The following is a 12,113-nucleotide window of genomic DNA, read 5'->3' as shown; positions in this document are numbered from 1 at the left end:
GAAACTCGCCGGCTAAAACTGAACCCCGTAAATCACCCTCCTAAAGCCCTTAATTATAACCCACAATCAATCGGAAAGAGATTGATTAAAAACGTAACCTTTTCATTCACCCTTTAAGCCTCCAGAGTAAGTCACCTAGCACCTTGTTCTCAGATCGAAATGTTGTCCCTTGAATAAGCAGGTAAGCTATTGCGAATGCAGCCTCCTATAAGACCGCGATTGCGGATGTCTCTTCTTGCTATTGGTTGCCTCAGCTTCATTGCTATTGGCATGCAAGGTGGGGCTTTGGGCGTGGCTTGGCTACAAATGCAAGACACTTTCGGCCGAAGCCTTGAATCGCTAGGCATCTTGCTCTTAGCAACAACTGTAGGGGGCTTTTTCGCCAGCTTCTGGAGCGGCCGAATTGTTGCCGTAACTGGGGTCGGTTGGTACTGCTTAATTGGTGCTCTTCTTAGTCTGATAGGCCTAGTCGCAATCAGCCTAACGCCAACATGGGTGGGTTTAGTAATTTCAACTCTAATCGTTGGTTTAGGCCGAGGAGCTATTGACACCGGCGTCAACACCTTCGTAGCACAGAACTACTCCACCACTAGCATGAACTGGCTCCATGCGACTTTTGGTATTGGCTCGTTCTTAGGTCCCCTTTTGGTGATTTTTCTCGTGATCACGTTGCCACTAACTTGGCAAGTCAGTTACGCTGCATTAGCAACCTTTCAACTTGTTATTACAGCCCTTTTCGGCGTTACGCGCAAGAACTGGGACCTTGACTACAGAAGTCAACCGAGGGGTGTAGGCGAGATGAGGAGCCCCTCGGCTAAGGAGAGTCTCAAGCTTGGCATGGTCTGGCTCTGTATCGGCCTGTTTGCAATTCATACAGGTCTCGAGGTTAGTGCAGGGCAACTAACAAACAATTTGTTTGTAGAGTCAAGAGGGATAGATCCGGGTCTATCGGGTTTATGGATCGGATTTTTCTGGGGGTTTATTACACTTGGCCGGGTCGTGTTCGGAGGCTTGAGCGATCGGATTGGCATTGCCCCGGTCTTAAGGGTCTGCACTCTGGGAACGGTTGTCGGAACATTGCTATTGTGGTGGAACCCCGCAAATACCGTGAGTTATCTTGGCTTGGCTCTAATGGGTTTGACCCTAGCCCCTGTATTCCCCTCCTCGGTTTCCAGGACGCCACGTCTTGTAGGAATTTGGCACAGCCCGAATGTAATCGGCTTCCAAGGAGCAGGTGCTGCCCTTGGCGTAGCAATTCTCCCAAGCCTGACCGGTGTCCTTGGTGACCGCATCGGCTTTGAAGTAATCCCAATATGCATGACTTTAATGGCCCTCGCCCAAGTCCTTGTCCACGAAGCGATAACCCGCAGAGAGCAGCGGATTGACATAGCGACTTGAATAATCAACAGTCAACAGTCGGCTATGTGGAGTTAGTCCGAAACAACCGCAATTTTCGTTTCTTGTGGCTGGGTCAGTTGGTAAGCCTACTCGGTGATTGGTTCAACCTGATCGCATCAGCCACTTTGATTGCCATACTGACCGAGTCGGGCCTTGCAGTGGGTGGCCTCTTCATAGTGCGTATGCTTGCGCCATTCCTGGTCAGCCCGATAGCCGGAGTGGTCGCAGATCGTTTCAATAGGAAGAACATTCTAGTTGCTACTGACATCGTTCGTTCAGTCACTCTACTTTGTTTCCTGCTCATTCGTGACCCAGGCGACATTTGGTTGCTATATGTCTTAACAGCTATACAAATGGGCATCAGTGGCTTTTTTACCCCTACGCGGACAGCTTTTCTCGGTGATTTAGTCAGTAAACGTGAGCTTGGCGCTGCTAATGCCATAAGCGCCTCTACATGGTCAGTTATGCTGTCGGTGGGCGCAGCACTCGGGGGCCTTGTTTCTGGCCTTTGGGGAATCTATCCAGCCTTCATTATCGATAGTGCTACATTCTTGGTTTCTGCACTATTTATCCTCCAAATTCGTTCTGAGCCATCACCTGACGCTGTTGAACGCGGAGAGAGTGCGTTAAACAGCGCTTTAAGTAAGTATCTCAAGGGGCTCAACTATCTTTGGGGTAATCGCGGGATCCTTTTCATCACACTGCATAAGGCAATGGTAGCTGCAATTGCCGGCTCAACCTTTGAAATTGTCCAAGTCGCGATAGCTAAGGAGATCTTTTCTATTGGTGTGGGCGGCAGTCTCGGCCTCGGCCTAATGTTCATGATGACGGGACTAGGTTCTGGTATTAGTCCGATCTTGGCCCGGATCTTTACAGGCGATAGTAATCACCGGCTCAGTTGGGCAATTGCCGCAGGCTATGCCACAGTAGCGATCGGCTACATAGTCGTCTTTCCGTTAGCAAACTTCGGCCTCACTTTGTTGGGTATTGCCCTGCGCGGCTTTGGTGGTGGCATGATCTGGGCCTTTTCCTCCCAGCTGCTCCTTCAACAGGTCCCTTCCCATATGCGCGGTCGCGTATTCGCTACCGAATTCGCAACGTTCATGCTGATAGCCTCAATTGGAGCCTTCCTGGTAGGCCAAGCGTTGGATACCTTCTCGATCTCCAACGTAATTGCTGGTCTCGCCACAATCATTGTTTTGCCTGGAACGTTGTGGACCATATGGATTTTTTACCAGATGCGAAAGGCAAAGCTCTAAGAGGGTTTCCCAGCACATCTTTTATCCAAGGTACTGTTTGTAGGGTATGTGGTAATAACACTACGAAAGACAATACTATTTCGTACCCTCATTAGCGCTAAGAAACCAAAAAAGTAAGCACTTATACATCGAATCCCTAACGACGATTCACCGAAAATACCAGCAGAGTCGAAAGTGGTCGGTTTTAATCGCAAAATAGGGTTTGGCGAAACCACATCAATAATATCGAAGTCCTTATCCAGCTTTTGTCCTACCGCTATGACATACATGGACCTCTACTTATGCCTTAACTGCTAGACTCGAACAGGATAACCTTGTAAGTCCACTTCTCCTCAGAATAAGGAGTCTAACGATGATCTCAAAATACCCCTTTGGTGAGACTGCACACAAAAGTACTCGCACATTATTCGGTGCAGCAGCCCTAGGGAACGTAACGCAAGACGAAGCTGACAGAACCCTTGAACTAATACTCGAATACGGCATAAACCACATCGATACGGCAGCTAGTTACGGAAATGCTGAGATTCGCATCGGACCATGGATGCGAGAACACCGCAAGACCTTTTTTCTTGCCACCAAAACGGGAGAACGAACCTACAAAGCAGCTCGCGATGAAATCCATCGATCACTTGAACGCATGAGAGTCGACTTTATTGACCTCATCCAGCTCCACAACCTAGTCAATTTAGACGAGTGGGAAGTAGCTATGGGCCCCGACGGAGCCCTAAAAGCAGCAATAGAGGCGCGAGACCAGGGAATCGTTAGATTCATTGGCGTAACGGGTCATGGCCTAACTGTAGCAGCCCGTCATCTACAAAGCCTCAAGCACTTCGAATTCGACTCAGTACTATTGCCATACAACTACATCATGGCAAAAAACCCACAATACCTGAGTGACTTTGAAAAGCTATATGCCATGTGCACAAAACGCGGAGTCGCGATACAAACCATAAAGACTTTACTTCGGCGGCCTTGGGGTGAAAGACTCCAAAACCGAGCAACCTGGTATCAACCATTGGAAGACCAAGAATCAATTGACACTGCCGTACATTGGGCACTTGGTCATGAAAGAATATTTCTTAACACAGTTGGTGACATCCATTTACTCCCCTTAGTACTCAATGCTGCCTCCCGGTACAGAATTCCTAAAACGGATGAAGCAATGGAAAACGTCCTTAAGGGCCGGCAATTAGAGCCCTTATTTACGGAATAAGTAATTCGAACATGGTACCAACTGATTCTCAATCTGGGATTATCCACATCCACCTCGATCCTCTTGGCGGCCTATCGGGTGATATGTTTTTAGCAGCAGTACTTGATACCTGGCCAGACATGATAGAAGGAACAGTAGAAGCGATGCGAGCTGCTGGCCTTCCAAACAATTGGTTGATCGACTATGTAGCTGCTAAAGACCACGGTCTCACTGGCAGTCGTCTTAACATTATTCCTCCTAAAGAGGGTAAATCGAGACCAACCGGCAGCTTCAGAAAAATCCGAAAACGGCTAGAAGACTCGCCCATGAGAAATAGTGTGAAATCAGGCGCCTTACGCATCTTTACTTGCCTCGCGGAGGCAGAAGCTAAAGTACACGGCGTCTCTGTAGACGAAATCCACTTTCATGAGATTGCGGACTGGGATTCTGTAGCCGATATAGTCGGAGCAGCTCACGTGATTGAAGTTCTTCGTGAAGCTTCGTGGTCAATCGGACCACTACCGCTCGGTAATGGTCGAGTCGATACAGAGCACGGGCCTCTCCCGGTACCAGCACCAGCGACCACTCTCCTCTTACAAGGCTTGCCTGTTATTGACGACGGTATAGGCGGGGAGAGAGTCACGCCAACAGGAGCAGCAATAGCACGGTCACTAACACCTATCTCGCGACCTGAGGGAAGGACACTTGAGATTTCCCATATTGGAACGGGCTTTGGCACCCGAACTATCCCAGGCATCGCTAATGCCCTCCGCGTCCTAGCCTTTCATGACCCCAAAACCCCTAAAGCTAGAAATGGCTCGGCTGAAACTATTGGCGTGATCTGCTTCGAAATCGATGATCAGACTCCCGAAGATCTCGCCATTGGACTCCAGCGTATTTCGGACATGGAAACTGTCCATGATGTCAAACAGTGGCCCGTTTACGGGAAAAAAGGTCGAATATCTACTGCTATCCAGATTTTGTGCGAGGATAAGGCCCTTGACGCCGTAGGAAGAATGTGTTTCTTAGAAACCACCACGATTGGCTTGCGACGTCGTATAGAAGAACGAACAGTGTTGGACCGCACTTCTAGTAGTGTTCTAGTAAACGGTTTTCCGGTACGAGTCAAAAAAGTCCTACGGCCTGGCGGAAGCCGGACCGTAAAAGCAGAAGCAGACTCCATCTCGGAGAGTGCTGGGCCTGAGGCCGATCGGTCAGCCCTACGGCGTAAGGTCGAAGATATCGGTACGGAGGAAATCAACAATGACTGACGGAGCCAATCCCATTGAAAATGCCAAGAAACGTCTCGAAGCAAACCTAATAGAAATTGAAAATGTGGCAGTAGCACTGAGTGGAGGGGTCGACAGTACGACACTTGCACATCATGCACAACAGGCCCTTGGCTCTGCTGCTCTTATGATCCACGCGATTTCGCCTGCCGTACCACGAGAAGCCACCGAGCGGGTGCGTCGCCTCGCCACTGAAGAGGGCTGGAATCTAAAGGTGATCGATGCTGGTGAGTTTAGTGACCCTCGCTACCTCGCGAACCCAATTGACCGTTGCTTCTTCTGTAAGACCAATCTTTACGGGGCGATGGCTGAACACACGGATGCTCAATTACTTTCTGGCGCCAATTTGGATGATCTCAAAGATTTTCGTCCTGGGCTAACCGCAGCGCAGGAATACGGCGTAAGGCACCCGCTGGTCGAAGCNGAGATTGACAANNTAACAGTNCGACTCCTTGCAAAACANGCTGGNCTTGAAGAGGTTGCTGAACTTGACTCAGCCCCTTGTTTGTCAAGCCGTATTCAAACCGGTATCTACGTTACTGCAGAACGGTTAGGTCTAATTGATGAGGTGGAACGCCGAATGAAGGCTGAACTTGGTACTGGCACCACCATCCGTTGTAGGATCCTCCCTCAAAAAATCGAGATCCAACTTGATGATCACTCCTTGAATCGCATTCAACCCCAATGGAAAGAATTGGTAATTGAAATCGCTACGATTGGAAGTCAATATGGTGTCGATCAACCTATACTATTAGCCCCTTACCGCCGCGGCAGTGCTTTTTCCCAACCGCCAGTTCATGTCACCTAACGATTACCTTCTTGACCTAGCCCGTGAGGAACGTATTGGCGTTTCGGAGGCTGTATATTGCCTTTCGAAGAGTCCGGAACAAGTGGCAGCGATTGTTGATCATGCTCAGGCCGAAGGGCTGCGTTTACTTCTCACGCGCCTTAGTTCTGATAAGGCGGCACTGCTCCCGCCTGAGTCTCGAGCTGCTCTTAACTACGATCCAGAGTCTGGTACGGCTGTATTGGGACCAATTCCCCAAGCTTCAGGAGAGGCGAGCGTAGCCATAGTTTCAGCAGGAACCTCTGATGTTCCTGCTGCTCGTGAAGCCTCACGCACCCTTGAATTCCATGGTGAAACAAGTACTCTTTTCACTGATGTTGGTGTTGCCGGCCTGTGGAGGCTCCTTGAAAGACGGGAAGAGATCGCTACTCACCGTGTTGTTATTGCTGTTGCAGGAATGGAAGGAGCCCTGTTTAGTGTTCTAGGCGGCCTTATCGGCAACCCCTTAATAGCCGTCCCTACCTCTACCGGATACGGTGTGACCGAGGGTGGTAACGCTGCAATGTACTCTGCTCTGGGCAGTTGTTCTCCTGGTGTGGTAGCGGTCAATATCGACAACGGCTACGGAGCCGCTTGTGCAGCACTTAGAGTCCTAAAGCACAACTCATGAGGGTTACTGTTCGGAGATAATCATGCCAAAAGAGGGAAAAGAAGGGAATAATTGATGAAGGTTTCCGTTGCGCATAATCGCTACTACGACTACGAAGAGCTTTCTGCTCTTCTAAAGTCTCTAGAAAATAATTATCCGGATCTCTTGAACCTCTACTCTATCGGACATAGCTTCGGTGGCCGCGATATTTGGGTGCTAGAAATCACCAACCCAGTAACAGGACCAGCTGACAGCAAACCCGCCTACTACATCGATGCACAAATACATGCTGAAGAGCATGCTACCTCCTCCGTGGCACTTTATGCATCTTGGTATCTACTGACGAATTACGGTATCGATGAGGAGGTAACGCGCCTATTAGATCAGCAGGTGTTTTATATTCTTCCGCGACTCAATCCTGACGGTGCCGAACTTTCACTCAAAGAACCATATCGCCTTTGGTGTGGAAATGGTCGTTTTAGCCCTGACGAGATTCGCAGTAGTGGGCTCATTGAACAGGACATTGACGAAAATGGAATGCTGCTGAGAATGCGTGTTCCTGACCCAAAGGGTGAGTGGAAGAAGAGCGCCAAGGATTCAAGGCTGATGGTCCAGCGCGAGCCAGGTGAGGAGGGAGGAGACTATTATAGGCTCTATCCAGAGGGATTAATTCGCGATTTTGATGGCATTGATGTACCAATTGAACAGCCCCGAGACGGTAACCTTAATCGCAATTTCCCAGCTAACTGGGCACCGGAAACCGTTGAGTATGGGGCCGGCGAAGCACCGTTATCCGAACCCGAGGCCTCGGCCCTCGCGCGTTTCATTCTTGACCATCCGAACATCGCTGGCATGTGCGCATATCACACGCACGGTGGCGTCATTCTAAGGCCGTCGATGACTCGGTATGACAGTGAAATGTCGCCCCGGGACCTGACTCTATATCAGGATCTAGGAGCAGTAGGCTCCAAACTTACTGGTTACCCTACGATTTCTATTTTTGAAGAGTTCACACCTGACAAGTCTAAACCCCGCCATGGTGGTCTGATGGACTGGACCTATGAAGAAATGGGAATAATTAGCTTCGGTACCGAGGTCTGGGATATCGAGATTGAGGCTGGCGTCAAAAAGGAAGCGTTTTTGAACTTTCATCCCAAAGGCGAGGAGGCGCAGCAGAAAGTTTTCGATTGGGTTATCGAAAACGTTGGAGAACTAGGTTGGCGCGATTGGACCCCATTCGACCACCCTCAACTTGGGCAAGTGGAAATCGGAGGTATGAACTATATCTGGACCTACCGTAATCCTCCGGGTCATTTATTAGAAAATATCTGCCATAAAAACGTGCTCTTTAATTTGCGACATGCCGCAGCAGCTCCCCGTATCTGCCTTGAAACCGTCGTGGCTGAACCTCTTGGTAACGACCTCTTTAAAATTCGTGCAGTAGTTACTAACCACGGATACCTACCAACTAACCTTTCTGATATCGCCCTTAAAAACAAGGTGGCTAAACCGGTCCAACTCACAATTGAACTGGAAGGAGCTGAGTTAGTAATGAATCCTGCTATCGTTGACCTAGGCCACTTGGCAGGCCGAAATGAACGTAGTCATCCTTGGTCACCATGGGGACAACAGTGGTCTCCGGTAGGCAAATCCGCAGAATGGTTGATCCGCACTGAAACCGATCAACCCATTGTGCGCGTAAAAGCAATTTCGCAAAAGGGAGGTACACACACTAAGGAACTAGTTAGCCCCTTTTAACGGTGATGGATAACTCCTTAGTGCTAGAAATAAATCATAAATTACCAAAAACAAAATCGCTGCGTTATTACTTTCGACCTTTGACCCTAAAATCTGGCATTTAGGCCAAAACATACGACAGCCATAGCTGCATAAGTGGGAAACCTGAGTCAAGTGTCGATTATCAAGAGTGGCGAGCCATCATAATAATTAGGTTCAAACAAGTGATAGAATCAGATGCCAGTATTTTAGTGTGTTGAATAAACCAATACAGAGGTTTTTATGGAATCAGATCTCGCTCCTTTAACCGAGACCTTCTACCGGCGTAAAGTCAATCAAATCCAGGACCGACTTTACGAGAACCGCGTCGACGGCCTACTGCTTCTCAATACAGACAATGTAGTTTACGCTTCGGGCTTCTTCCACTCGCCCACAGAACGACCCGTTGGTTTCTACGTACCCGCTAGGGGAGAACCCATCTTATTTATTCCCCTTCTAGAGCAGGAAAACGCTGGGGAGACTTGGGTCGGTGACATCAGGACATACTTTGAGTTTCCTGGCGAGGAGCACCCAATTCTCTGGATGGCACGGGAGTGTGGAGCTAGGCGCCTTGGACTAGACTCAGTGCCACACATCATTTTCGAACAAGTCCGTCGTTTAGGAGTGATGCCAACAATCACGAACCTTGTTGAAAAACTCCGCCATATTAAAGAACCAGAAGAGCTACTTCTAGTAGCTCAGGCAGCTCGATATGCGGACGTGTGCTTGCAATATATAAAGGATCAAACTTCTAACATCCTTCAGGATGGTGGGACCGAAGTAGATATACTTCACGCGTGCTTGACTTCGACACGCGAACGTATGGACAAAGAACTTGGTGGAGCTTTCCTCAATATAAAGAACTCTATAGTTGGTAGCGTGCACACCGGGCCCCGCGCAGCCCTTCCCCATGGGAAACCCATTGATCGTTCGCCTAAAAAGGGAGACGTACTTATTGCCGGTATAGGTGCCTCTGTTGGGGGTTACCATGGCGAAAGTGGGGCCACCTTCATTCTAGGAGATGCTACAGCTGAACAGTTGCACTGCCTTCGAGCAGCGGCCGCTTGCGATGCTGCTACGGCAGCTTCATTACGACCAGGAATCACATGCGCTGAGGTTAACTCAGTAGCCTTGGAGGTTTTAGACGAGGCAGGTTACAAGGAACACATTAGGCATAGGATCGGGCATGGGATGGGTGTTCAAGGACATGAAAGCCCTTGGCTAGCACCTGGTGATAAAACGGAACTCCAACCCGCCATGGTCTTTTCGAGTGAACCTGGAATCTACCGTCCAGGCATTGATGGTTATCGAACGATTAACACATTGATAGTCACACCCGGCAAAGCGCACATTGCAAGCCGGTTTCTGGCCGCTAATCCCCCGGAAAACCGAGTCATTACGATTTAACCAGTACCGAATCAAAAAAAGAATTAGGAACATATATATTTTCCTGACTTTGCAAAAATAAAGGACAAAAAGGAGAAGTAGGTACGAGGGAGACCCAGTAAATCGGTCTTTAAATGGATCTAGAAAGGAAGTAAGGTATGAAGTCAATAGCAGTTACTGAACCGGGGCGCCTGCAGGTAGTAGAGGTACCAGAACCCATGCCAACCCCATACCAAGTGCGACTTCAGACTGAGGCAGCTTGCCTTTGCAACATTACTGATCGGAAAATAATTGAAGGCCGATTTCCAGGTGTCGAAAACTTTCCTTTCCTTCTTGGACACGAGACGGTAGGTATTGTTGAGACTGTTGGCGATAAGGTCCGTAATTTTGAAATGGGCGACAGAGTAATTGGTGGTCTATTAATCCCTTATGAAAGCGACCAATACGACAGCGCTTGGGGCGGATTCTCTCAGTACCTCCTTGCTGGGGATCACCAAGCCATGGTCGATGACGGGGTAGCTACCTCTGACCACGGATGGCTTGATACCTATGAGGTCATGAAATCCGTGCCTTCTTACATTGGCGTTGAGGACGCGGTGATGATGTGTACATGGCGAGAGGTACTCAGTTCTTTTACCGACTTCGATCTCAAACCGGGTAAAGACTTAATTGTGTTTGGCGCCGGTGCAGTGGGCCTGAGCTTTGTGAAATTCGCCCGTCTGCTGGGCTTTAACGAAATAGTTTCTATTGATCCTAATTATCACAAGCGTGAAAAAGCCTTAGCTATGGGCGCAACCAGTGCTTATGCACCAGATGACGTAAATATCTCTACGCTAGCAATAGACCGTGGCTGTCCTTTTGATGCGGTCATAGATGCCGTCGGCAAAGAAGTCGTCATCAATGCAGGAATACCTCTCATAGGTATGGGAAGTTCTATCTGCATTTACGGTACGCTCAGCAGCTCTTCCCTATCTCTCGAGTTCGGCAACGGACCCTACAATTTCGATATCAAGGTACACCAATGGCCAACTCGTTTTCTCGAGGCTGGAGCGCAAAAACAATTGGTCGAGTGGGTCAAAGACGGCCAGTTGAGCTACTCAGAATTCATCGACGCAGAATATCCTTTTCAGGAAATCGACTTAGCCTTCAAGGAGATTAAGAAGAGCAAGCCCATCAAGACATTGTTCCGCTTCTAAAGTGGTGCCTACCACTCTGCGAAACTACCATCCTCTAGACGCCAAATTTCATTTCTCCATCGGTGCGGGTTCCTACTAGCCTCCGTAATAGCTTCATGGTTCAGTTCAACCCCAAGTCCTGGTCCAGTTGGAATCGGCAGGTACCCGTCTATCGGCGTGAGTACTGTTGGATCTAACATGAACGTATGAAGATCGGCCCCTCGGTTGTAATGGATTCCTAAAGACATTTCTTGGATGACAACATTTGGCGTACAAGCCGCAATTTGCAAACATGCCGCCAAAGCAATAGGCCCTAGCGGACAATGTGGTGCTATAGCCACATCATAGGTCTCCGCCATAGCAGCAATACGCCGGACCTCAGAAATCCCTCCAGCATGGGAAAGATCTGGTTGCAAGATATCTATTCCACCTTGCTCAAGAAATGGTTTAACGTCCCAACGGCTGTAAAGACGCTCGCCGAGAGCTAATGGAATACTTGTAGAACGTCCGAGTTCCAACACGGCCTGAAGGTGCTCGCTTAAAACAGGTTCCTCTACGAAAAAAGGTCGATGAGGCTCTAGCATAGTCATGAGTTGTGCTGCCATACCACGATGAAGGCGACCGTGAAAGTCTACAGCTACCTCTAAACCCTCAACTTTGACTGCCTCGACCCGAGCTACGACCTCTTTGAGATCAGCGACGCTGGCAATATAATTAAGTTCAGATGTAGCGTTCATTTTCACGGTGTCGAAGCCCTGCTCTCGGCGTTCCCGAGCTGCTTGTGCCACATCCTTCGGTCGATCTCCACCAATCCAACCATACGCTCTAATCCGGTCACGTACGCGACCACCAAGAAGTTCCCATGTAGGTACTCCCAGGACTTTTCCCTTTAAGTCCCACAATGCCTGATCGAGCCCCGAAAGGGCACTCATAAGTACCGGGCCACCGCGGTAGAAACCACCGCGGTATGCCACCTGCCAAATGTCTTCAATGCGGTTTGGATCGGTACCAAGAAAGCGATCTCGAAGAGCCTCGAAAACACCTACTACTGCCTCTGCGTATCCCTCGAGGCTTGCCTCACCCCAACCTACAGCTCCATCGTCTGTCTCAATACGCACAAACAACCAACGAGGCGGAACTTGAAAGGTCTCGATAGAACTCAGCTTCATTCCGTTCACCTCACTTATGATCGTTCCTCTGGC

The 12,113-nt window shown here is 49.1% G+C and carries 11 protein-coding genes; 9 read left to right on the top strand and 2 right to left on the bottom strand.

Annotation, left to right across the window (positions count from 1 at the left end; translation table 11 throughout):
- Window positions 1-195: 195 nt before the first annotated feature.
- Both CMO31_01350 and CMO31_01345 read left to right on the top strand, forming a co-directional pair.
- Window positions 196-1,398: a hypothetical protein gene (locus CMO31_01350; protein MAZ52644.1), complete on the top strand. Its 1,203-nt coding sequence runs from the start codon at window positions 196-198 to the stop codon at window positions 1,396-1,398.
- A complete protein-coding gene (locus CMO31_01345) occupies window positions 1,395-2,657 on the top strand; it encodes a hypothetical protein (protein ID MAZ52643.1) in 1,263 nt (420 codons plus the stop codon). The genes CMO31_01350 and CMO31_01345 overlap by 4 nt, the downstream gene beginning before the upstream one ends.
- Here the strand turns inward: CMO31_01345 and CMO31_01340 are convergent.
- Entirely contained in the window at window positions 2,654-2,926 is a 273-nt protein-coding gene (locus CMO31_01340; protein ID MAZ52642.1) for a hypothetical protein, read from the bottom strand. The genes CMO31_01345 and CMO31_01340 overlap by 4 nt on opposite strands.
- Before the next feature lie 83 nt (window positions 2,927-3,009).
- Between CMO31_01340 and CMO31_01335 the strand changes: the two genes are divergently transcribed.
- The 7 genes from CMO31_01335 to CMO31_01305 all read left to right on the top strand — a co-directional run bounded on the left by CMO31_01335 (window position 3,010) and on the right by CMO31_01305 (window position 10,932).
- Window positions 3,010-3,870, top strand: coding sequence for an aldo/keto reductase (locus CMO31_01335; GenBank protein MAZ52641.1), 861 nt, complete (start codon window positions 3,010-3,012; stop codon window positions 3,868-3,870).
- Window positions 3,871-3,911: 41 nt separating this feature from the next.
- Complete coding sequence (locus CMO31_01330; GenBank protein MAZ52640.1) at window positions 3,912-5,120, top strand: hypothetical protein; 1,209 nt, start codon at window positions 3,912-3,914, stop codon at window positions 5,118-5,120.
- The gene (locus CMO31_01325) at window positions 5,113-5,946 is read left to right on the top strand and encodes an adenine nucleotide alpha hydrolase (GenBank protein MAZ52639.1); all 834 of its coding nucleotides are present in this window, start codon (window positions 5,113-5,115) and stop codon (window positions 5,944-5,946) included. The genes CMO31_01330 and CMO31_01325 overlap by 8 nt, the downstream gene beginning before the upstream one ends.
- Window positions 5,936-6,595: a circadian phase modifier CpmA gene (locus CMO31_01320; GenBank protein MAZ52638.1), complete on the top strand. Its 660-nt coding sequence runs from the start codon at window positions 5,936-5,938 to the stop codon at window positions 6,593-6,595. The genes CMO31_01325 and CMO31_01320 overlap by 11 nt, the downstream gene beginning before the upstream one ends.
- 54 nt (window positions 6,596-6,649) lie before the next feature.
- On the top strand, window positions 6,650-8,332 hold the full coding sequence (locus CMO31_01315) for a peptidase M14 (protein ID MAZ52637.1): 1,683 nt from the start codon (window positions 6,650-6,652) through the stop codon (window positions 8,330-8,332).
- 261 nt (window positions 8,333-8,593) lie between these two features.
- Window positions 8,594-9,757: a peptidase M24 gene (locus CMO31_01310; GenBank protein ID MAZ52636.1), complete on the top strand. Its 1,164-nt coding sequence runs from the start codon at window positions 8,594-8,596 to the stop codon at window positions 9,755-9,757.
- A gap of 137 nt (window positions 9,758-9,894) precedes the next feature.
- On the top strand, window positions 9,895-10,932 hold the full coding sequence (locus tag CMO31_01305; GenBank protein MAZ52635.1) for a sorbitol dehydrogenase: 1,038 nt from the start codon (window positions 9,895-9,897) through the stop codon (window positions 10,930-10,932).
- Window positions 10,933-10,940: 8 nt separating this feature from the next.
- On the opposite strand, the gene CMO31_01300 is transcribed toward CMO31_01305, so the two are convergent.
- Window positions 10,941-12,080: a galactonate dehydratase gene (locus tag CMO31_01300; protein MAZ52634.1), complete on the bottom strand. Its 1,140-nt coding sequence runs from the start codon at window positions 12,078-12,080 to the stop codon at window positions 10,941-10,943.
- Window positions 12,081-12,113: the final 33 nt, after the last annotated feature.

This window comes from Trueperaceae bacterium (assembly GCA_002707365.1).
Taxonomy (GTDB): Bacteria; Deinococcota; Deinococci; order Deinococcales; family Trueperaceae; genus UBA6957.
This window is presented reverse-complemented; position numbering and strand designations above follow the sequence as displayed.

Bases quoted from the DNA above. Each gene is read 5' to 3' on its own strand.
- CMO31_01350 (MAZ52644.1), top strand. From the start codon at position 196: ATGCAGCCTCCTATAAGACCGCGATTGCGGATGTCTCTTCTTGCTATT.
- CMO31_01340 (MAZ52642.1), bottom strand. From the start codon at position 2,926: ATGTATGTCATAGCGGTAGGACAAAAGCTGGATAAGGACTTCGATATT.
- CMO31_01335 (MAZ52641.1), top strand. From the start codon at position 3,010: ATGATCTCAAAATACCCCTTTGGTGAGACTGCACACAAAAGTACTCGC.
- CMO31_01320 (MAZ52638.1), top strand. From the start codon at position 5,936: ATGTCACCTAACGATTACCTTCTTGACCTAGCCCGTGAGGAACGTATT.
- CMO31_01315 (MAZ52637.1), top strand. From the start codon at position 6,650: ATGAAGGTTTCCGTTGCGCATAATCGCTACTACGACTACGAAGAGCTT.
- CMO31_01310 (MAZ52636.1), top strand. From the start codon at position 8,594: ATGGAATCAGATCTCGCTCCTTTAACCGAGACCTTCTACCGGCGTAAA.
- CMO31_01305 (MAZ52635.1), top strand. From the start codon at position 9,895: ATGAAGTCAATAGCAGTTACTGAACCGGGGCGCCTGCAGGTAGTAGAG.
- CMO31_01300 (MAZ52634.1), bottom strand. From the start codon at position 12,080: ATGAAGCTGAGTTCTATCGAGACCTTTCAAGTTCCGCCTCGTTGGTTG.